The 22,268-nt window shown below is 57.3% G+C and carries 17 protein-coding genes and 1 tRNA gene; 5 read left to right on the plus strand and 13 right to left on the minus strand.

From position 1 onward, the window contains the following. Positions 1-150: 150 nt before the first annotated feature. The gene (gene rlmKL / locus RVM24_RS07295) at positions 151-2,325 is read right to left on the minus strand and encodes a bifunctional 23S rRNA (guanine(2069)-N(7))-methyltransferase RlmK/23S rRNA (guanine(2445)-N(2))-methyltransferase RlmL (RefSeq protein ID WP_061332752.1); all 2,175 of its coding nucleotides are present in this window, start codon (positions 2,323-2,325) and stop codon (positions 151-153) included. Between the two features lie 325 nt (positions 2,326-2,650). Between rlmKL and rmf the strand changes: the two genes are divergently transcribed. Next, positions 2,651-2,863: a ribosome modulation factor gene (rmf, locus tag RVM24_RS07300; protein WP_058090550.1), complete on the plus strand. Its 213-nt coding sequence runs from the start codon at positions 2,651-2,653 to the stop codon at positions 2,861-2,863. Between the two features lie 180 nt (positions 2,864-3,043). Here the strand turns inward: rmf and RVM24_RS07305 are convergent, their stop codons facing one another. Then, positions 3,044-4,069 (minus strand): quinone-dependent dihydroorotate dehydrogenase, encoded by a 1,026-nt coding sequence (locus RVM24_RS07305; RefSeq protein ID WP_374814895.1) that lies wholly within the window; start codon positions 4,067-4,069, stop codon positions 3,044-3,046. Between the two features lie 403 nt (positions 4,070-4,472). Between RVM24_RS07305 and RVM24_RS07310 the strand changes: the two genes are divergently transcribed. Beyond that, a complete protein-coding gene (locus RVM24_RS07310; RefSeq protein ID WP_286922091.1) occupies positions 4,473-5,636 on the plus strand; it encodes a cation diffusion facilitator family transporter in 1,164 nt (387 codons plus the stop codon). 13 nt (positions 5,637-5,649) lie between these two features. Here the strand turns inward: RVM24_RS07310 and RVM24_RS07315 are convergent, their stop codons facing one another. Then, a complete protein-coding gene (locus RVM24_RS07315; protein ID WP_138437592.1) occupies positions 5,650-7,149 on the minus strand; it encodes a RimK family protein in 1,500 nt (499 codons plus the stop codon). A 198-nt stretch (positions 7,150-7,347) separates the two neighbouring features. On the opposite strand from RVM24_RS07315, the gene rimI reads away from it, so the two are divergent. Beyond that, positions 7,348-8,463, plus strand: a complete 1,116-nt coding sequence (gene rimI / locus RVM24_RS07320; protein WP_230715016.1) for a ribosomal protein S18-alanine N-acetyltransferase — start codon at positions 7,348-7,350, stop codon at positions 8,461-8,463. On the opposite strand, the gene uvrB is transcribed toward rimI, so the two are convergent. Continuing rightward, entirely contained in the window at positions 8,464-10,521 is a 2,058-nt protein-coding gene (uvrB, locus tag RVM24_RS07325; protein ID WP_431475181.1) for an excinuclease ABC subunit UvrB, read from the minus strand. A gap of 191 nt (positions 10,522-10,712) precedes the next feature. Here uvrB and RVM24_RS07330 point away from each other — a divergent pair, with 191 nt between their 5' ends. Together RVM24_RS07330 and RVM24_RS07335 are read left to right on the plus strand one after the other, a co-directional pair. After that, positions 10,713-11,897: a pyridoxal phosphate-dependent aminotransferase gene (locus RVM24_RS07330; protein ID WP_431475182.1), complete on the plus strand. Its 1,185-nt coding sequence runs from the start codon at positions 10,713-10,715 to the stop codon at positions 11,895-11,897. Positions 11,898-11,968: 71 nt separating this feature from the next. Then, positions 11,969-12,044, plus strand: a tRNA-Asn gene (locus RVM24_RS07335). Positions 12,045-12,566: 522 nt separating this feature from the next. Here the strand turns inward: RVM24_RS07335 and pyrF are convergent. From pyrF to pheA, 9 genes are all read right to left on the minus strand, one after another. Then, the gene (pyrF, locus tag RVM24_RS07340) at positions 12,567-13,277 is read right to left on the minus strand and encodes an orotidine-5'-phosphate decarboxylase (protein ID WP_431475183.1); all 711 of its coding nucleotides are present in this window, start codon (positions 13,275-13,277) and stop codon (positions 12,567-12,569) included. A gap of 30 nt (positions 13,278-13,307) precedes the next feature. Beyond that, on the minus strand, positions 13,308-14,477 hold the full coding sequence (gene lapB / locus RVM24_RS07345) for a lipopolysaccharide assembly protein LapB (RefSeq protein WP_061332744.1): 1,170 nt from the start codon (positions 14,475-14,477) through the stop codon (positions 13,308-13,310). After that, complete coding sequence (locus RVM24_RS07350; RefSeq protein WP_061332743.1) at positions 14,477-14,779, minus strand: LapA family protein; 303 nt, start codon at positions 14,777-14,779, stop codon at positions 14,477-14,479. Before RVM24_RS07350 ends, lapB begins: the two co-directional genes overlap by 1 nt. A gap of 70 nt (positions 14,780-14,849) precedes the next feature. Next, positions 14,850-15,146, minus strand: a complete 297-nt coding sequence (locus tag RVM24_RS07355; RefSeq protein ID WP_061332742.1) for an integration host factor subunit beta — start codon at positions 15,144-15,146, stop codon at positions 14,850-14,852. A 132-nt stretch (positions 15,147-15,278) separates the two neighbouring features. Then, a complete protein-coding gene (gene rpsA / locus RVM24_RS07360) occupies positions 15,279-16,970 on the minus strand; it encodes a 30S ribosomal protein S1 (RefSeq protein WP_058090540.1) in 1,692 nt (563 codons plus the stop codon). Positions 16,971-17,101: 131 nt separating this feature from the next. Next, positions 17,102-17,782 (minus strand): (d)CMP kinase, encoded by a 681-nt coding sequence (gene cmk, locus RVM24_RS07365; protein WP_061332741.1) that lies wholly within the window; start codon positions 17,780-17,782, stop codon positions 17,102-17,104. Continuing rightward, positions 17,782-20,010 carry a bifunctional prephenate dehydrogenase/3-phosphoshikimate 1-carboxyvinyltransferase gene (locus RVM24_RS07370; protein WP_156471763.1) on the minus strand — a complete coding sequence of 743 codons (2,229 nt, stop codon included), beginning with the start codon at positions 20,008-20,010 and terminating at the stop codon, positions 17,782-17,784. Before RVM24_RS07370 ends, cmk begins: the two co-directional genes overlap by 1 nt. Position 20,011: 1 nt before the next feature. Beyond that, positions 20,012-21,136 carry a histidinol-phosphate transaminase gene (hisC, locus tag RVM24_RS07375; protein WP_061332739.1) on the minus strand — a complete coding sequence of 375 codons (1,125 nt, stop codon included), beginning with the start codon at positions 21,134-21,136 and terminating at the stop codon, positions 20,012-20,014. A gap of 33 nt (positions 21,137-21,169) precedes the next feature. Beyond that, a complete protein-coding gene (gene pheA, locus RVM24_RS07380; protein WP_061332738.1) occupies positions 21,170-22,267 on the minus strand; it encodes a prephenate dehydratase in 1,098 nt (365 codons plus the stop codon). Between the last annotated feature and the right edge of the window lies 1 nt (position 22,268).

Raw genomic sequence — 22,268 nt, forward strand, 5'->3', positions numbered from 1 at the left:
TTCCAACGAATCCAGCGCCAGAGTCTGGCGAGGCAGGTGGGGCCTTCTTTCCTGGAATCTCGGAGGCCATGGATGGCCGGAGCGAAGCGCACATGGATGTGCTCGTAGCGTTTCCAGGAAAGAAGGCCCCACCTGCCTCCTCCCCCGATATCAGGCGCGGTGCTGAATGTGCCAGCAGCGGTGAATCTTCTGATTTCTCTGGAAGTCTTTATCCAGCGTACTGGCGGTCACTTCCTTCACTTCGAATTCTGCCGCCAGGTCTTCGTCCAGTTTAAACTTCCGAAAGTTGTTGGAGAAGATCAACAGACCATCGCTGGATAACCGCTCCATACACTGACGAACCATGGTGCCATGATCCCTTTGGATATCCAGAACACCGGCCATTCGGGCGGAATTGGAGAACGTGGGCGGGTCCATGAAGATCAGGTCGAAGGTCTGGTTGGCGGTTTTGCGGTCCGCCAGCCAGGACAGGCAGTCCGCCTGCTCTACCACGTGCTTGCGCAGGTCGGCGCCGTTCAGGGCCAGGTTGTCCTGGGCCCAGCTCACGTAGGTTTTTGACATATCCAGGCTCAGGGACCGGCTGGCGCCGCCAACGGCTGCGTGTACCGTGGCTGCGCCGGTGTAACAGAACAGGTTCAGAAAGCGTTTGCCACGGGCATGCTGCTGAATCCAGTGGCGCACCGGGCGGTGATCCAGGAACAGGCCGGTGTCGAGGTAGTCTTTCAGGTTTACCTTCAGGGTGCAGCCGTGTTCGTGCACGTTGAAGTATTCGCCGGTTGCGGCCTGTTTCTCATACTGTTTGGTGCCGGTTTGACGCTGGCGTTGTTTGCACACCAGATTCTCGGGGGCAACGTCCAGCACCTCCGGTATGACCGCCAGAGCCTCGGCCAGACGTTCCCGGGCGGCTTTTTCATCGATAGACTTCGGGGCCAGGTACTCCTGCACGTGCACCCTGCCATCGTATAGGTCGATGGCCAACGCGTATTCAGGCATATCGGCATCGTAAAGCCGGTAGCAGCTGACATTCTGCTTCCGCGCCCACTGGCCGATGGTTTTCAGGTTCTTCTTAAGGCGATTACGTAGCATGTCTGCCCGTTCGGGGTTGGCGATGCGTGGCATAACCTGCCCGGGCGCAGCCGGGTCTCGCGGTGTGCGGGCGTTTTCAGGCTGCACCTCGAACAACAACAGCTGCGCTGGCAACTTGCCATTAAACAATTTGTATTGCTTGAAGCTTCGCAGGCCAATGGATTTACCGAATTCCGGTGCACCGGTGAACACGGCCAGGCGCCACCCCGGCAGTTCACGCAAGACGGTTTCACCGAGGGTTTGATAAAGCGCGGCCAGCTCTTTGCGCTCGCTCAGGCGTTCACCATAGGGAGGATTGGTCAGCACCAGGCCCTTATCCGCCCAGTCCAGCTGCCGCTCAAACGCCGATACCGGCCGGGGCTCTACGCTTACGATGTTGTCCAGACCAGCCCGGCGCAGGTTGTTGCGGGCCGTGTCGATCACCCGGTCGTCCTGATCGAAACCGGCAAACGCCGGTATGCGCTTGTTTTTGCCTTCATGTGCGCGGCGCTCGACTTCCTGGCGCAATGCCAGCCAAAGTTCCGGCTGATGCCCTGGCCATTTTTCAAAACCAAAACGCTCAATCTTTCGGCCCGGCGCAATGTCCAGCGCCATCAACGCTGCTTCAATCACCAGCGTTCCGGAGCCACACATGGGATCAACAAAGTCGCCGCCGGCGGCGGCAATTTCCGGCCATCCGGCCCGCAGCAGCAACGCGGCCGCGAGATTTTCCTTCAACGGCGCAAGACCCTGTTCAGTACGGTATCCCCGCATGTGCAAGCTATGCCCGCTAAGGTCCAGCCCAACCGACAGCCGCCCCCGGTTCAGGCGAGCAGAGATGGTGACATCCGGATCTTTTGGTGCGACCGAGGGCCGCGGCAGGCCTGCGCCCCGAATGCTGTCTACGATACCGTCTTTGACTTTCTGGGCACCGAACTGTGTGTTCCGAATTTCTTCGTTCTGCCCCAGGAAAGTCACTCGAAAGCTGCCGTTGACGGGAATGTGCGATTGCCAGTCCAAAGACACCACGCCCTCATAAAGTTCGTCAGCACTACGGGCATCCACCTCAGCAATGTGCAGGATGACCCGGTTGGCCAGCCGGGACCACAAACAGGCGCGATATCCGGCTTCCAGCTCCCCTTCTACCCAGACGCCCGCCGGCGCGTTGCGCACATGAGCCAGGCCAAAGCTTTCCAGCTCATCGGCCAGGAGATACTCAACACCCTTGGGACAGGTTACGAAAAAGACATGCTTGGACAAAATCAACTCCTGGTTTTCTGGATAGAGCCGGTAAGCCGCCGGAATAGCAGCAAAACCCGAATTCGGGCCGTCATCGTTATTTCACAAACCTATAAGAAAAGCTTCATATAGATGAAATAAATAGTGTACATCCGCGCAAGGTTCGTCTTACCTTGTAGTTGACGCGTCGTTCTGGAAGCCAACATAACCGTGCTTCCGTTAACAGGATCCTGACTGCTCTGGCCGGAACTGGCAATAGTGGGTTATCCCGGACGGGTGCCTTCTTTACCATGGCCACGGCAGATGTGTACACGCTTGTTCTGTTAATCCATCAGTGAGGAACGGCATGAAAAGACAGAAGAGAGACATGTACGCTCGTGCATTCAAGCGGGGTTATCTCGCTGGCGTGTCCGGCAAATCCAAAGACAGCTGCCCGTTAGACCAAGCAGAGGTGCGCCAGGAATGGCTGAACGGGTGGCGAGAAGGCCGCACAGATAACTGGGAGGGCATGACCGGCGTCTCCGGCATCCACAAACTTGCCAACGTAACCGCAACGTGACCGCGGTGTTGGCATACCCCGTTTAACCTGATCTCTTTTTAGTTGTAGCTACACCACAATCTGACGCAGTAACCAGAGCAACCAAAACGGGGCCTCCCGCCCCGTACCATGCGAAGAAGCGCTACGGGGTTCGTTCCCCGCAAGGGCCCGCTCAGCGGGCCCGCCTTCTTTCTGGCCTCACTACTTATGCTGTTCTTTCCTGATCGCTTCTACTGCTTCGTTAATCAAAGCTGGGCCTTTGTAAATAAAGCCGGTGTAGATTTGCACCAGTTTCGCCCCTGCCCGGATTTTCTCGGCCGCACTCTCGCCATCAGTGATACCGCCAACGCCAATAATCGGTATTCTGTCCCCCAACTCGGCGTACAACCCCTGAATAACCCGTAAAGACGCCTCGCGCACCGGTGCACCACTCAAACCGCCAGCTTCCTGCTCGTGCTTGTGTCCTTGAACCGCTTCCCGGCTGATAGTGGTGTTTGTGGCAATCACACCATCCAGGCCCGCCTCGAGTAATGCCCCGGCGACAAAGCGAATGCCTGCATCATCCATATCCGGGGCAATCTTCACAGCCACCGGTACATAACGACCAATATTTTTCTCGCAGATCGCCTGTTCGTCTTTGATCGCGTGCAATAGCTGCTTCAACGAGTCGCCGAACTGCAGATCACGCAGCCCCGGGGTATTTGGCGACGACACGTTTACCGTGATGTAGTCGGCATGGGGGTAAACTGCGGCGATGCCCTTACGGTAGTCCTGTTCGGACTGCTCGTTCGGGGTATCTTTGTTCTTGCCCACGTTAATGCCCAGGATACCGCGATAACGACGCTTCTCAACATTGCTCACCAGATGACCAAGGCCTTCATTATTAAAGCCCATGCGGTTGATGATGGCCTGGTTTTCGGGCAGGCGGAACATCCGCGGCTTGGGGTTGCCCGGCTGTGCCAGGGGTGTGACGGTGCCCACTTCAATGAACCCGAAACCCAGGGTTCCCAGGGCATCCAGGTGGTCAGCATTTTTGTCCAGGCCGGCGGCCAGGCCTACCGGATTGGGGAACTCCAGCCCCATGACATTAACCGGGCACGGCTCCGGGCGCTTTGAAATAATATTTATAATGCCGGTTTTGTAGGCCAGATCCAGCCCCCTGAGGGCAGCATTATGGGCCTGTTCCGGGGGCAGCCGGAAAAGTAAATTACGTAGCATGCTGTACATCTTGGAGCTCCTTGCCGAGGGGTGGCCGGAGTATACCGGAAGTTTTCCACACCATCCTCCCGAACCTTCAATACAACGTAAAAGCCCATGCCTCAGCGGCTGGCGGGGCTTTTCCACGGAATCTGTGGATAACTCTGTTGAAAATGTCGGGGCAAGCGTCTCGACCCCTTGATAACTGCGCCAGCCTACAAATTGATCATTTTTTGATCAGTTAATTTTTATTTTAAAATCAATGACTTAAAAAGACAAAATAACCATTTGACGACTTTGGTTACAAAGTGGTAGTGGGTAACGACTTTGTCATCATGTGCATAAATCGACCTGCGTTTCCCGATTAATTCTCCCCAAATTTTCCATTCCTGCTGCTATACTGGCTACCAACAGAATGATCGGAGCCTGAGCCATGGATCAGCCCCCAAAGGCCCATCTACGGACTGACAAGGACTTGCAACAGGAAAAACACGCCGCCTCCCGGGTCACCATTATTGGCATGGTCCTGGATGCAGTCCTTGGTGTGATAAAAATTATTGGCGGCACTCTTTTTCATTCCCACGCCCTGGTGGTGGATGGCATCCACTCGTTTACCGACGTTGTCTCCGACTGGGTTGTTCTCGCAGTGATGCGGCTGTCACGTAAAGGCCCGGATGATGACCATCCCTACGGACATCAGCGCATCGAGACGCTCGGCACACTCCTGCTGGGGAGCATACTGATCGCCGTGGGCGCAGCCCTGGCCTGGGAGAACATTCTGCGCCTGGTCTCCGGAGAGGATCTCGCGGTACCGGGCTGGCCGGTTCTGGTTGCTGCGGGGATATCGGTCGCCTCCAAGGAATGGATCTACCGTTATACCCGCCATGTGGGCATCAAAATTCGATCCGACCTGCTGATCGCAAACGCCTGGCACAGCCGGACAGACGCATTTTCATCGGTCGTTGTTCTGGTTTCCACTGTCGGTGCAATGGTCGGATATGTTTGGCTGGATACCCTTGCCGCTGTGGTTATCTCCGGCATCATTATTCATATTGGCTGGAAATTCACCTGGGACAGCGTCAAGGAACTCGTCGATACCGGACTGTCTGCGGAAGATACCCGGGTGTTGCGAGCCATTGCCATGGACACAGACGGCGTGCGTAATGTTCACGAGCTACGCAGCCGGCGTATGGGTCACGACATACTACTGGATGTCCACCTGGTTGTTCGGCCTGAGATAAGCGTTTCTGAGGGACACCAGATCGGCATGAAGGTGGTTTCCGGCATGAGGGACGCCATCGATAATATCCGGGACATCAACTTTCATATCGATGCCGAGAACGACGAACACACACCGCATCAGACCGACCCACACTTACCCAGCCGCGAGGATATCCGCCACCTGCTGTCGCAGCAGCTCGGTGAGCTGCCACCACATAGCCGGCTGAGACTGCATTACCTCAAAAACCGGGTTCATATCGAAGTCTTCCTGGACGAACAGCATCCCGCACCCGCGTTGACCACCGAAAGCGTCCGGGAGGTGCTGGCACCCTATCCCTGGTTTGGTTCAGTCCGGGTTTGGGTGTCTGCAAGCTGATCAAGCGCCGGTATTACCGGCGCCGGTTTTCTTCCATGCGGGACAGGAACTCCTGCATTACCAGGGTATAAAGCTCGCCGCCCAGGAATTTGTCTTCCACACCGGAATCGATGCTGGGGTTGTCGTTTACCTCAATGACGGCCACCCGGTTGCCGGCCTGTTTGATGTCCACCCCATACAGTCCATTACCGATCAGTCGGGTGGAGTTCAGCGCCGCCTGGATGACATTCCGGGGCACCTCATAGGTAGGCATGGTTTCAAACCCGCCGCTTTCCACCGCCGCGCCACCGTGTTGGTAGATCTGCCAATGCCCCTTCACCATCATGTATTTGCAGGCATAGATGGCGCGGCCGCCCAACACACCAATGCGCCAGTCGTAATCGGTGTAGAAATACTCCTGGGCCAACACCAGTGCTGATTGCTTGAACAGCTCTTTAAGGCCCGCCCTCAGCTCTTTCTCATCCTTGGCTTTGGCCACGCCCCTTGAGAAGGCGCCGTCCGGAATCTTGATGACCACCGGGAAACCCAGCTCACTGACCACCTGATCAACCGCATCTTTCTGATCTTTGGACAGGATCAGTGTTTTTGGGGTTGGCACCTTGTTGTTCTTCAGCAGGTCCGCCAGGAACACCTTGTTGGTGCAACGCAGTATCGAGACCGGGTCATCAATAACCACCATACCTTCCGCCTCTGCCTTGCGGGCAAACCGGTAGGTGTGATGATCAATCGCGGTGGTTTCCCGAATGAACAGGCCATCGTATTCCGGCAACCGCATGTAGTCCCGACGGGTAATTCTTTCTACATTGATACCCAGCTTTCGCCCTGCCCGCTCAAATCTTTTTAGGGCGGCCTCATCACTCGGGGGCATTTCCTCTTCCGGGTTCACCAGCATGGCCAGATCAAAACGATAGCGCCGACGCGTTCTCGGCTTGCGCCAGATCATGCTGCTGAAACGGTCGAGCGCCGCCGCAAACACATCCTGTTCGCGCTCATCCAGATCCGCCGGGGCGGCCGGTTTCATGGATTCGATCTGCCACTGCTTGCGGTGGCGGAACACCACTTCCAGAATTGGGCAGGGAAAGCGCTCAAACAAGGCCCGGGCTACCGGCTTGAGATCCGCATGCTCTGCCTGGCCAAAATAGGTGCGAATGCGCACTTCGTGGGTGGCATCCCGCTCATCAGTGGCCGGGTCAATTTCCCGGGCTTCCTGCTCCAGCCACTGAATGACACTGTGATCCAGCTCCTCCAGCTCCAGCGAGAACAAGCCCTTGCGGCTCAAATCGTTCAAGGTCATCACCGAGGGCACCACATGGTGGCCCCGGGCCTCTGCCAACAAAGAACAGTAATAACCCCGGCTCAGGTATTTCGCGCTCTGGCAAAGGTTGATCACACGCACCCGGCTATTGGCGGGGGCGGAAAAATTCAGATACTGATCAAAGGTCAGTACATCCTCGCTGGGGTAATAGGGTGACCAGTCTTTGGCACGGTCCACAACGATTAACAAACGGGACATTAAAGGCGTTCCTCCCTGAAAGGTTCAGCCGGGTAATGGGCGCAACAATACGCCGCTGTGACGTCTGGTACAATCCAGGCTGGATGCGTGCTTTTACGCATGATCGCCCGCTATCGAAACCAACCTGTCTCTACCATAATAGCTGCGGTGGAAGTGCTCGCCAGCTTCTGCGATTTTCGCGACCGGGATTTGTTAACCATGCATGATGTTTTGCTTCGACAAGCAGTCGCCGACGATCTGACTGCCCTGGTGCAGTTGGAAAATCGTTGTTTTACCGATGACCGTATTTCCCGACGCAGTTTCCGACGGTTCCTGGAAATGCCACGGGACCGCCTGATAGTGGCGGAGCAAGGCTCCGAGCTGGTGGGCTATTGCCTGGTGCTGATGAATGCCGCCACCCGTCTGGCACGGATTTATTCAATCGCGGTATCGCCAACCGTGCGCGGCAGGGGCGTGGGCGAGCAATTGGTGCGGGAGGCAGAGAAGGAAGCCGTAGAAGCAGACCGCATCATCATGCGCCTGGAGGTTCGGGAAGATAACGCCGGTGCCATCAATCTATACAAACGATTGGGCTATCGCCAATTCGGTACCTACCGGGACTATTACGAAGACCATGGCGATGCCCTGCGCTTCGAACGGCGTATTCTCTATTACGAGCCTTCCCGGGAGTATCTCCCGGTACCCTATTACCCCCAAACCACCGAGTTTACCTGCGGCCCCTCTGCCCTGATCATGGCCATGGCTGCCCTGGACGAAGACCAGCAGCTGAACACCCTGGAAGAATTGAAGATCTGGCGAGAGGCCACGACGATCTTCATGCTCGCCGGTCACGGTGGCTGCGGGCCCCATGGCCTGGCCTTGTCAGCATGGCACCGAGGCTTTGAGGCCAGCGCCTGGATCAGTCAGGAAGGCGCCCTGTTTAAGGATACCGTGCGTAACGACGATAAAAAGCGGGTATTGGAACTGGTGCACGAAGGCTTCCTGCACGATATTGGCCAGACCGGCATCCAGCTGCACCATGACCCACTGACCCTGGAAGCCATGGAAGCCGCCCTGCACGAGGGCCGCATCCCGGTCATCCTGATCAGTACCTGGCAGCTCAACCGCAGTCGTGTACCCCACTGGGTGACCGTGTGCGCTATGGATGAAGACTTTGTGTACCTGCACGACCCGGAGATCGATACTGACGTGGGCGAGACCGTCGCCGACAAACAATATTTGCCTGTCGACAAACGGGTATTTGGCAAGATGTCCAGCTACGGCCGCAACCAACCCTTGCAGGCGGCCGTGATCGTCGGGCCGAAACGGCCCTGATCAGCCGGTACGAATCGCCGCTTCCTTGAGTTCGGAGATCTGGTCCCGCAATCGCGCTGCGGTTTCGAAATCCAGGTCGGCGGCGGCCTTGTACATGTCATCCTCCAGGCGCGTCACTTCCTTGAGCAACTCTTCCGGAGAGCGCTTGCCTGCCTTGACCATATAGCCTTCCGCCTCTTCCGCGGCCTTCTGGCCCGGACGTTCCGCCTTACGGCGACCGCGCCCACCGCCAGTGGCTCCCTCCATGACATCGGCGATCTTCTTGTTCAGGCCTTTCGGGGTAACACCGTGCTCTTCGTTATGGGCCGTCTGCTTCGCTCGCCGGCGTTCGGTTTCGTCAATGGCCCGCTGCATGGAACCGGTAATGCGGTCCCCGTACAGAATGGCTTTACCGTTGAGGTTACGGGCGGCACGGCCGATGGTCTGGATCAACGAGCGTTCGCTGCGCAGGAAGCCTTCCTTGTCTGCGTCCAGAATCGCCACCAGAGATACTTCCGGCATATCCAGGCCTTCCCGCAACAGGTTGATGCCCACGAGCACATCAAACTCGCCCCGGCGTAAATCCCGGATAATCTCAACACGCTCTACGGTGTCGATGTCTGAGTGCAGATACCGAACGCGAATGTCGTGTTCCATAAGGAAATCGGTAAGGTCTTCGGCCATGCGCTTGGTCAGGGTAGTGACCAGCACCCGCTCCTCCACCGCCACCCGTGCGTGGATTTCCGAGAGCAGGTCATCCACCTGGGTAGACGCTGGCCGCACCTCGATCACCGGGTCCAGCAGGCCGGTCGGCCGAACCACCTGCTCTACCACCTGGCCGGCGTGCTCCGCCTCATAGTTACCCGGCGTGGCCGACACGAAGATCATCTGGGGGGCAATTCGCTCCCACTCCTCAAACCGCATGGGCCGGTTATCCAGTGCCGACGGCAGGCGAAAACCATACTCCACCAGCGTTTCCTTCCGGGAACGGTCGCCCTTGTACATGGCGCCGATTTGCGGAATGGTCACGTGGGATTCGTCCACCACCAGCAAGGCGTTCGGCGGCAGATAATCAAACAGGGTGGGTGGCGGCTCACCGGGCGCCCGGCCAGACAAATAGCGGGAGTAGTTCTCGATGCCGTTGCAGTAACCCAGCTCCATCATCATTTCCATGTCGTAGCGGGTGCGCTCCTCAAGGCGCTGGGCCTCCACCAGCCGGTGGTTATCCCGCAACTGCTGCAAACGCACGTCCAGCTCCGCCCGGATATTCTCGACCGCATCCAGCACCTTCTGCCGGGGCGTCACATAGTGAGACTTCGGATAGATGGTTACCCGTGGCACACGGCGCAGTACCTCGCCGGTCAGCGGATCGAAGTAGCTGAGGTTCTCCACTTCATCGTCAAACAACTCGATACGAATGGCTTCCCGCTCCGATTCCGCCGGGAACACATCAATCACATCGCCCCGAACCCGGTAGTTGGCGCGGTGGAACTCTATGTCGTTACGGGTGTACTGGAGCTCTGCCAGCCGGCGCAGAATCGAGCGCTGATCTATCTGATCACCCCGGTCAAGGTGCAGCATCATCTTCAGGTAAGATTCCGGATCACCCAAACCGTAGATGGACGACACCGTCGCCACGATGATCGCATCCGGCCGTTCCAGCAACGCCTTGGTGGCAGACAAACGCATTTGTTCAATGTGTTCGTTGATGGAGGCATCTTTCTCGATGAAGGTATCAGACGACGGCACATAGGCTTCCGGCTGGTAGTAATCGTAGTAAGACACGAAATACTCCACCGCGTTATCCGGAAAGAACTCCTTGAACTCGCCGTACAGCTGCGCCGCCAGGGTCTTGTTATGGGCCATGATGATGGTGGGCCGCTGCACGTCCTGGATCACATTGGCAATGGTGAACGTCTTGCCTGAGCCAGTCACCCCCAGCAACGTCTGGTGCGCAAGCCCGGAATGAATGCCGTCCACCAGCCCGGCGATCGCCTTGGGCTGGTCACCGGCCGGCTGATATGGGGAATCAACTCGGAACACACCTTCACGGGAAACAGTGGCTGATTTACTGGCCATAACTGGCGATTAACCTCCGGGTTCGGCGCCGGCCGCAATACGGCACAACCCCTACAAGAAATTTAGTGTTCTGGCTGCTTCATGATACCATCTGTGCGATCGACGGCTGGGAGAAAAACAGCCAGCACCTTTGGCTCCATAGTTGCCCGGCCGATCGCAGCCCATAAGACGCAGCTTTAAGGAGCTCAAGTTTGGACCTTCAACTTTCCAGCCGAGTACAGGCGATCAAGCCTTCCCCCACCCTCGCAGTCACCAACAAAGCCGCAGAACTCCGCGCGGCCGGTCAGGATATTATTGGCCTGGGTGCTGGCGAGCCGGACTTCGACACCCCCGAGCACATCAAACAGGCAGCCATTGAAGCCATTAACAACGGCCAGACCAAGTACACCGCCGTTGATGGTACGCCGGCCCTGAAGAAAGCGATTATTGCGAAGTTCAAACGGGACAACGGCCTGGAATATGAAGCCAACCAGATCCTGGTAAGCAGTGGTGGCAAACAGAGCTTTTTCAACCTTGCCCTGGCCACATTGAACCCGGGCGACGAAGCCATTATCCCTGCGCCTTACTGGGTTTCCTACCCGGACATGGTGCTGGTGGCTGAAGGCAAGCCGGTGATTATCGAAACCTCTGCCGAGACCCGCTTCAAGATCACCCCCGAGCAGTTGGAAAACGCTATTACCGAGCGCACCCGCCTGTTTGTGATCAACAGCCCGTCCAACCCCAGCGGCATGGCTTACACCCTGGAAGAGCTGCAGGCGATTGGCGAGGTGCTGAAAAAGCACCCGAATATCATGATTGCCACCGACGACATGTACGAGCCGATCCTGTGGACTGGCAAACCGTTCTGCAACATCCTGAACGCCTGCCCGGAGCTGTATGACCGTACCTTCGTACTGAACGGTGTGTCCAAGGCCTACTCCATGACTGGCTGGCGTATCGGCTACGCCGCAGGCCCGGCGAAGATCATCGGCGCGATGAAGAAAATCCAGTCCCAGAGCACCTCCAACCCGGCCTCTATCTCCCAGGCCGCCGCCCAGGCAGCCCTGGACGGCCCGCAGGAGTGTGTGGGCGAGATGGTCAAGGCGTTCAAGGAACGCCACGACTGGCTGGTAGCCGCCCTGAACAAGCTGCCTGGCGTTGAATGCCTGAATGGTGACGGCACCTTCTATGTGTTCCCAAGCTTCCAGGGCGCAATCAATGCCACTGACGGCGTGAACACAGACGTTGAGTTTGCCGAGAAGCTGCTGACCGAAGCGGGCGTAGCCCTGGTTCCGGGTTCTGCCTTCGGCAGCCCGGGCCACATGCGTCTGAGCTTTGCCACCAGCATGGATAATCTGCAGAAGGCGGTTGAGCGTTTGCGGAAGGCGCTTGGCTAAAAATTTTTAGTCAGAGGGTTGACGAGGCGGTATAGCCAACTTAATATACGCGCCTCGTCACATGACGACGTTCCCCGATAGCTCAGTTGGTAGAGCAACGGACTGTTAATCCGTTTGTCCCTGGTTCGAGCCCAGGTCGGGGAGCCACTATTCCGAAAGCCCGCTAGCTCTTTGAATTAGCGGGCTTTTTTTCGTTCGCTCTCGTTTGTTTCTATTGCCTGCAACATTTGGCGGTTTGCCGAACTCCCGCCCTAGCCTGCTTGTTTTGGTGGCGTGTCAGGGTGGGATAGCCTTTCCAAAAAACGCTACGAGCACATCCATGTGCGCTTCGCTCCGGCCATCCATGGCCTACGAGATTTTTGGAAAGGCTATCCCACCCTGACACTCAGCGAACGCAAGTATAGGCGATCAAGAATCGGGAACCTGGGAACAGAAAAAAGCTATTACCACTGAAAAGAATCCAGAAAGCTCCTTCAACGTACTTTGACTACACCTCCATTTGCCTGAAGGGCGCGGATGGGTGTCCCTCCCGAAAATCTCGGAGGCCATGGATGGCCGTAGCGAAGCGCACATGGATGTGCTCGTAGCGTTTTTCGGGAGGGACACCCATCCGTGCCCGGTCCGCCACCTCGGAAGGCTAGGGCCAGGACCTGGGACAGAGCCCGAAAGTCAGACCGAAACCACCTCAGCGTGAATCGCCTCCAAGGCGGCCAGAGGGTCGGGCGCCTGGGTAATGGGGCGGCCGATGACGAGGTAGTCAGAGCCGGCTTTGAGGGCGTCGGTTGGGGTCATGATGCGCTGTTGGTCACCTTTATCGGCGGTCAACGGGCGGATTCCCGGGGTGATTAGCTGGAAGTCGGCGCCCTGCTCTGTTTTCAGTCTGGGCGCCTCCTGGGCGGAGCAGACGACGCCGTCCAGGCCGCAGTTTCTGGTCAGGGTGGCCAGGCGGGAAACGTGGACCTCTGCGGAACCGGTGATGCCGATACCGGCCAGGTCCGCATCGGACATACTGGTCAGCACCGTGACGGCGATCAGCAGCGGCTTATCCGCCCCGAACGACTCCAGGCGCTCGCGGCAGGCAACCATCATTTTCTCACCACCCGAGGCATGCACATTTACCATCCACACACCCAGATCCGCCGCCGCAGCAACCGCCGCGGAAGTGGTGTTCGGGATGTCGTGGAATTTCAGATCCAGGAACACGTCAAAGCCCCTGCCCTGCAGTGATTTGACCAATTCCGGGCCGGAACGGGTGAACAACTCTTTGCCTACTTTCAACCGGCATTTGGCCGGGTCCAGCTGATCAGCCAGCGCCAGGGCCGGGTTCTGGGAGGGGAAGTCCAGGGCAACGATGATTTTCGGGTCATTAAGGTTTTGCACGGTCAGGTTCCGGTTCAAAAGGTTAAAACATTATTCGGCTTCAACGCCCTGGATGGGACGCACCGTTTCCCACTGCTTACAGCTGGGGCAAAGCCAGTGCAGCTGCTGGCCTGAGAAACCGCAACTGACGCAACGGTAAACCGGCCGGTTGGCGAGAATCAGGTGGCCAATACGGCTGACAAGGCGGCCTTCGTCTGTGGTCATGCCTTTTTCATAGCCGGCCATTTCCACCAGCCGGAGCAGGCCACGAACAGAAGGCCGAATTTCCAGCTCCTGCCGGAGCAGATCAATAGCAGCGGGGCGACCAAAGGAACGCTCCACCGATTCCACCAGCGCCAGCAACAAACTGGTACTCGGATACTGCTCATAGAGTTTGCGGAGTTTTTTGACCAGCCTGCCTACATCACCGTGTTCCCGCTCGAGCTTCATCAGGCGGTCGATGGCCTCCGGACCAAACTCCGGGTTCTGTTCAAACACCTTCAGGCTTTGATTGCCGGCTTCGCGGAAGTTGCCCTGGCGGATCTGCTGTTTCATCAGCAACAAGGTTGCGCGAACACAGGAGCGGTCGTAGTCGAGGGCCTCCTTGGCCAGTTTCTGGGCAGTCCAGCGATCGTCTTTGGCCAGGGCCGCATCGGACAACTCGCAGGTAATGTACGCCAGTGTTTTGACCATCGCAGGATCTGCGTCGCTACGGGTAAGGGTCTGTGCCACCTGGGCAGCCTTTTCCCACTCCCGCTCCTGCTGATACAGCTCGATCAAGGCCGTAGCAGCGCGGCGGCCGTACTCCCGGTCTCCCATCAACTGATGCAGCAGGGCTTCCGCCCGATCGTGCAGGCCGGCATTGAGATAATCCATTGCCAGCTCCAGGGTAACCTGGGGCGTATAGCGCGCCGGCAGTTCGGGCCGGGCCAGCAGGTTTTGGTGGATCAGAATGGCGCGATCGGTTTCGCCCTTATTGCGGAAATGGCTCCCGATAGACAGATGCAGGCTAACGGTATCTTTATTGACGGCCAGGGACTGCACAAAGTTGTCCACAGCCTGGTCAGAGTAGTTGGTAAACAGGAATTGCAGACGGTCGCGAACGGAATCTTCATCGGAAATGGCCCGGGAGCGGCGCTTGCCCTGGCTACCAAACCTGCCGACCACCCAGCCGGCAGCGACCGCTACCGTCAGAAGCAGCCACTGTAGAACTATTTCCATCAAATTGCCCGGTCGTTCTGTGCCCTGGATTTCTCTAATGCGTGCTCAGCACGCTCGAGTCTTTTTTTGAGAGTCCGCCGGGACACCGACGTACGGAATGTGGCAAGTAAGGTAATCAACACCCCCACAAGGGCGCCAATCACAAACGACATGATAATCCAGACGGCAACACCATGGGGCTGCGTTTCAAACAACAGGAAATTGAGCGAAACGGCCATCTGATTGTTCAGAGAAAACACCAGCGCCAGGAGTATCAGAACCAGAACCAGAACGGTGATTAGGATCTTCTGCAGTCCTGCCATGTCAATATCTCTCCAGACGGGCGCCAGGCCCGATAGTGCGGTGTTCCATCAGCATTGCCTGGAACCGGGTTTAAAAACCCTTCTTCAAGCTGTCATTCACCTGCTCACGCAATTCTTTGCCGGGCTTGAAGTGCGGAACATACTTGGCAGGCAGTTGCACCGCTTCACCAGTTTTCGGATTACGCCCGGTTCGGGCTGCCCGGTGGTGCAGGGAATAGCTGCCAAATCCCCTGATTTCAATACGCTGACCATCGGCAAGGGCCTGAGACATATGCTCGATGATGGTCTTAACCGCTAACTCCACATCCTTGACGGAGAGCTGTGTTTGCTTGGAGGCAATCAGTTCAACCAGTTCGGACTTCGTCATGAGGCGTTTCCCTCTGTCATTATTATTCCGCAGTCAATTACCGGGTCCCAGTGCCTCTAGTTTAGCCAAACCAGAAAAAAACACAAAAAAAACGGGCTCTTAGAGCCCGTTTTTTTGATGCCAACCGGAAAATTAATCCTTATTGGCGTTTTGCTGCTGCATCTGCTCTTTGATCAGATCACCGATGGTGGTCGCACCAGAGGATTCTGCAGTTTTGCTACGTACGTTTTCCAGAGCCTGCTTGTCGTCTTCAACGTCTTTGGACTTGACAGACAGGTTGATTACGCGGTTCTTGCGATCGATGCTGATGATCTTCGCTTCAACTTCTTCGCCTTCTTTCAGAACGTTACGCGCGTCTTCAACGCGGTCACGGCTGATTTCAGAAGCCTTCAGTACCGCCTCAACTTCCTCGTTCAGGGCAATGGTAGCGCCTTTGGCGTCTACTGCAGAAACAGTACCCTTAACGATGGAGCCCTTGTCGTTCAGCTGAACGAACTCGGCGAACGGATCGCTTTCCAGTTGCTTGATACCCAGGGAGATGCGCTCGCGCTCTGGATCAACAGACAGGATAACGGTTTCAACTTCGTCGCCTTTCTTGTACTCGCGAACGGCTTCTTCGCCAGTCTCGTTCCAGCTGATGTCAGACAGGTGAACCAGACCGTCGATGCCACCGTCCAGGCCGATGAAGATACCGAAGTCAGTGATTGACTTGATCTTGCCGGAGATACGGTCGCCCTTGTTGAACTTGCCGGAGAAGTCTTCCCACGGGTTGGCAACGCACTGCTTGATGCCCAGGGAAATACGACGACGCTCTTCGTCGATATCCAGGATCATCACTTCAACTTCGTCGCCTACCTGAACAACCTTGGACGGATGGATGTTCTTGTTGGTCCAATCCATTTCGGATACGTGAACCAGACCTTCAACACCCTCTTCCAGCTCGGCAAAGCAGCCGTAGTCAGTCAGGTTGGTAACGCGTGCAGTAACCTTGGCACCTTCAGGGTAACGGGCCTTGATTTCTACCCACGGATCTTCACCCAGCTGCTTCAGACCCAGAGATACGCGGTTACGCTCGCGATCAAACTTCAGGACCTTAACATTGATTTCGTCGCCCACATTCACGATTTCGCTCGGATGCTTGATGCGCTTCCAGGCCATATCGGTGATGTGCAGCAGGCCGTCAACACCGCCCAGATCTACGAACGCGCCGTAGTCGGTCAGGTTCTTGACGATACCCTTGATTTCCAGACCTTCGGTCAGGGTTTCCAGCAGAGCTTCGCGCTGCTCGCTGTTTTCAGCTTCCAGAACGGCGCGGCGGGAAACAACCACGTTGTTACGCTTCTGGTCCAGCTTGATAACCTTGAATTCGAGTTCTTTGTTCTCCAGGTGCGCAGTGTCGCGAACCGGACGAACGTCTACCAGGGAACCCGGCAGGAAGGCACGGATGCCAGCCAGATCAACAGTGAAACCACCTTTGACCTTGCCATTGATAATACCCTTGACCACTTCTTCCGCTTCGAAGGACTTCTCAAGTACCTTCCAGGCTTCAGCGCGCTTGGCCTTCTCACGGGACAGACGGGTTTCACCGAAACCGTCTTCAACTGCATCGAGAGCCACATCGACAACGTCGCCGATAGCTACTTCCAACTCGCCTTTTTCGTTCAGGAACTGGGAGGCGGGGATAACGCCTTCGGACTTCAGTCCGGCGTTAACGGTGACCCAGTCGTTATCGACGTCTACAACGGTTCCCTGAACAATGGAACCTGGTTGCATATCGATTTCTTTCAAACTTTCTTCGAAAAGATCCGCAAAGCTCTCGCTCATTATGTGCCCTATATGATCAACGCAAGTGTGCTCCGTGCCGCCAGCAACACGGTCTGTTAACGATTTCCGGAATCAGCCAGCGGCTGGCAATTTAGCGCTGTTTCCGGCATTCCAACAACAAAAAGGTGTAGTCAGGCCTGACCTGCTGCGGCCATACACCTGTCTAACACCTCTTCTATACTCAAACCCGTAGAATCAATGACTTGCGCATCATCTGCAGGCTTGAGAGGGGCCGCTGACCGGTTCATATCCCGATCGTCACGCACCCGTATCTCTTCCAAAAGGGCGTCAATGTTAACATCGACCCCTGCTTGCTTCAACTGATTATAACGGCGCCGCGCCCGCTCCTCGGCACTGGCGGTCAGGAATATCTTTACCGGCGCATCGGGGAAAACCACCGTTCCCATATCCCGACCATCTGCCACCAGCCCGGGCAGCTGCCGAAAATCCCGCTGGCGTTGCAACAGCGCATCCCGCACCGGCTGTATCACCGCCACCTTTGAGGCATTGTCGCCACAGGTTTCAGTGCGGATTTCCGAGGTTACGTCCTCACCTGCCAGCACCACCTTTACCGGGTGGCCTTCGCCGGTGGGCTCGAAAGCCACATCCAGGGTGGCCGCCACCTTTACCAGACCGGCTTCGTCATTCAATGCCACGCCCTGTCGCATAGCCGCCAATGCCGTCAACCGATAAAGCGCCCCACTGTCGAGCAGATGCCAGCCAAGCTTTCTGGCCAGCATCTGAGTGATGGTACCTTTACCGGAACCTCCGGGACCATCAACGGCGATTACCGGTGCCTTGCTTTGGGTCATTAAAACTCGCCTTCTGTACTGATTTGAATGCCAGTCTGTTTGGCCAGGTCAACAAAGCCCGGGAACGACGTAGCCACATTTGCACAATCGTTGATGCGGATAGGGCCAGTGGCTCGCAGAGAGGCAACGGCGAACGACATGGAGATCCGGTGATCTTCATGGCTTTCAACCGTGCCGCCACCAATGGTCTGGCCGCCCTCGATGACAATACCATCCGGAGTAACCGTGGTTTCAACGCCCAGAGCCGCAAGCCCGTCCGCCATGACCTGAATCCTGTCACTTTCTTTTACCCGAAGCTCTTCTGCCCCACGCAACACGGTGCGGCCCTTGGCGCAGGTTGCAGCAATAAACAGCACCGGAAATTCGTCGATCGCCAGCGGCACCTGGTCTTCCGGAATATCAATACCGCGCAGCTCTGCGGACCGAACACGCAGGTCAGCCACGGGCTCGCCGCCAATCACCCGCTCTTCGAGTACCTCAATGTTGGCACCCATCTGGCGAAGGATATTGATCACCCCTACCCGTGTCGGGTTCATGCCAACATGGCGCAGGGTCAGGTCGGAATCCGGTGCGATACTCGCCGCCACCAGGAAGAATGCCGCCGAGGAAATATCCGCCGGCACGTCAATGGCGCAGGCAGTCAGCTTGCCACCACCGGTGACGCTGGCTGTGGCACCATCGCGGTGAACGTGGTAACCGAAGCCCTCCAGCATTCGTTCGGTATGGTCACGGGTCGGTGCGGGTTCAGTTACCGACGTCACGCCTTCGGCGTACAGGCCCGCCAGCAGCAGGCAGGACTTGACCTGGGCACTGGCAACCGGCATTTCATAGTGGATACCGGTCAACGGGTTACCGCCGCGGATCCTGAGCGGTGGGCGACCACCCTCGGCGGTATCAATCACCGCACCCATCGCACGCAGCGGGTCAGCAACCCGGCCCATTGGGCGCTTGGACAAGCTGGCATCGCCGGTTAACTCGGAGTCAAACGGCTGCGCCGCCAGCAGGCCAGAGAACAGGCGCATAGCCGTACCGGAGTTACCCAGGTACAGAGGGCCGCGCGGTGCCTGGAGCCCGTGCATACCCACGCCATGAATGCGCACGAAGCCGTCTTCCGGGCCCTCAATGGTTACGCCCATATCCCTGAATGCCTGCAAGGTGGCCAGGCTGTCTTCGCCTTCCAGAAAGCCCTTCACCTCGGTAATACCTTCGGCCAGGGCACCCAGCATGATCGACCGGTGCGACATGGATTTGTCACCCGGAACCCGAATGTCACCCCGAACGGTACCGCCGGGCTGCATAGAAAAAATAACCTGCTTGTCGGTATTGTTAGTCACGTAAGCCTGTCCTGAAAGCATCTTCGAAAAATGTTCCCGCGCCGCTTTGGCGCGACTGAAAACCCGCAGCAGGGTTGCGCCATCGCCATTGGCAATGGCCGCCCTGAGCTGATCCAGGTCTTGGGTAAAATGATCAATCACGCGCAACACGGCATCGCGGTTTGACAAAAAAATGTCATGCCACATTACCGGATCACTGGCGGCAATGCGGGTGAAGTCCCGGAAGCCACCGGCGGCGTACCGGAAAATGTCCATATTCTGGTCTTCGCCCGCCAGGGTGTCCACCAGGGAAAAAGCAATGAGATGGGGCAAATGACTGGTGGCCGCCAACACTTCGTCGTGATACGCCACCGACATGGTCAGGACCGTTGCACCGGTGCCCTCCCACAGAGCCGTTAGCCCTGAAAGCGCCGCCGCATCGGCATCGTCGGCCGGGGTCAGAATGACTTTGTGATTGGCGAACAGGTCCGGGTTGGCCGCCCGGATACCACTTTTCTCTGAGCCGGCAATCGGATGCCCGGGGATCACTCTTGGCGACAGTTTGCCGAATACGGCTTTAACATCTGCGACGAAACTGGACTTGGTGCTGCCGACATCGGTCAACACTGCGTCACTCGCCAGCCAGGGTCTTATCTGTTCAAGCACCACCCGCGTTGCCCGCACCGGCACGGCCAGGACCACCAGATCACTGCCTCGCACCGCCTGTTCCAGGGTGGTCGCTGCCTGGTCAATAACACCGAGGTCCACGCCCAGTGCCGCGTCTTCCGGTTTTTGATCAAAGCCCACGACAACCCGCGCCAGGTTGTGGCTGCGAATGGCGCTGGCGAGGGAACCACCTATCAGCCCAAGGCCAATGACAGCAACACGCTGAAAAAGAGGCTGGTTATCAGCCACCTCAGCCCCCCTGCCCGGCAGCCGCCAGGGACTGGGACAAGGCATCCAGGAATCGCTCGTTTTCCTCTGGGAGCCCCACCGACACCCGCAGGTGAAGCGGCATGCCATAGCCGGCAATCGGGCGAACAATCACACCATGAGACAGTAGCGACTGATAGATTCCCTGGGCCTGATCACCCACTTCAACGGCAATAAAATTACCCGCAGATGGGATATAAGGCAGGCCTATTAATTCAAAGGCTTCCGATAGCTGACGCAGGCCAGCCGCATTCACTTCCCGGGAACGATTCAGATAGGCTTCATCCTGCAAAACCGCCGTGGCCGCCGCAAGGGCGACCGAGTCAACATTAAACGGCTGCCGCACCCGGTTCAGGATATCAGCAATGGCGGGCGAGCTTATGGCATAGCCAACCCGTAACGCGGCCAGGCCCCAGGCTTTGGAGAAGGTGCGACAGACGATCAGGTTCGGATAACGTTCAAGTAGCTTGATGCCATCCGGGTATTCCTCGCCGGTCAGGTACTCGCAGTAGGCTTCATCCAAAACCACCAGCACCCGCTCCGGGATTTTATCCAGAAACGACTCAATGGCTCTGGCGGTATGCACGGTTCCGGTAGGATTGTTGGGGTTGGCCACAAACACCAGCTTGGTGCGTTCGGTCACCGCCGCCGCCATGGCATCCAGATCGTGCCCCCACTCTTTGGCGGGAACCGGCACCCCTTTGGCACCAATGGCCTGGGTAACGATGGGATAAACCGCAAAGGCATATTGGGAAAACACCACTTCACTCTCGGTGTCGGCAAAACAGCGGGCAATCACCTCGAGCACATCATTAGAGCCGTTACCCAAGGTAATCTGATCCATACCCACGCCGAACCGGTTGGCCAGTGCCTGTTTCAGCTCAAAGCCGTTGCCATCAGGGTACAGGCAAAGTTCTTCCAGCGCTTTACGAGCGGCCGCCAGGGCCTTCTCGCTGGGCCCCAGAGGGTTCTCGTTGCTGGCCAGCTTGATGATCTCCGCGGGATTCAACCCCAGTTCCCGGGCAAGCTCCTCAATGGGCTTACCGGGCTGATACGGAGACAGAGCCTGAACACCTTTTACCGCAAGACTCTGGTAATCCACTGCCATTCAACTTTCCTCCCGTTGAGGTCTGTTCAGGAATCAAAGCACGCCGATGGGATAGGAGCCCAGGCGCTTCAGCTCCACGGCTTCCTGGTCGATTTCTGACAACACTTTCTTTACCTGCTCATCTTCCACGTGCCCCTCGAAATCGATGTAGAACACATAGGCCCAGGTACCACTGGGCGACGGCCGGGTTTCGATGCGAGTCAAGCTGATGCCATGGCGATGGAAAGGCTCCAGCACCGCATACAGGGCGCCAGGTTTGTTGCGCATGGACACCAGTACGGATGACTTGTCCTGGCCGCTGGCCGGCACCTCTTCGCGCCCGATAATAAGGAAGCGGGTGGTGTTGTCCGGGCGGTCCTCAATGCTGCTGGACAGCTTTTCGAGGCCGTACAGCTCGGCGGCCATATCGCCGGCAATCGCGGCGGAGCCGGGCTCCTCCGCCGCACGGCGGGCTGCTTCCGCATTGCTGGAAACGGTGATTCGCTCAATGCCGTAGCGGTGCGTATCCAGCCACTGGCGGCACTGGGCAAACGACTGCTGATGGGAATAGATGCGGGTAATGTCCTGGTCTTTGTGTTTGGGGGCGACCAGCAAATGGTGGTGTATGCGCAGCTGCACCTCACCGCAAATCTTCAACGGCGAGGAAATAAACATATCCAGCGTGTGGTTGACCATGCCTTCGGTGGAGTTCTCCACCGGCACCACACCGTATTGGGCCGCACCGGATTCCACCTCACGGAACACTGCGTCAATGGCTGGCAGCGGGACGCTGATAACCGAATGGCCAAAGTGTTTGAGCGCCGCCGCCTGGGTAAAGGTGCCCAAGGGCCCCAGGAACGCGATGTGCATCGGTTTTTCCAGCGCCAGGCAGGCAGACATGATTTCCCGGAACAATCGGGCCATCTCTTCGGCCGGCAGCGGCCCCGGGTTCTGCTCCTTGATGCGGCGCAGCACCTGGGCTTCCCGTTCGGGACGGTAGAAGAACACGTTCTGGCCAGGATTGGCAGCCATCTTCACATTGGCCACTTCCTGGGCACACTTGGCGCGAGCGCTGATCAACTGCATGATCTGCTGATCAAGGCTGTCTATTTCGTCCCGCAGTTCGCCCAGGCGGGTCTTCTCATCCGTCATG

Source organism: Marinobacter sp. KM021, from assembly GCF_050707965.1.
In the GTDB taxonomy this organism is placed as follows: domain Bacteria; phylum Pseudomonadota; class Gammaproteobacteria; order Pseudomonadales; family Oleiphilaceae; genus Marinobacter; species Marinobacter shengliensis.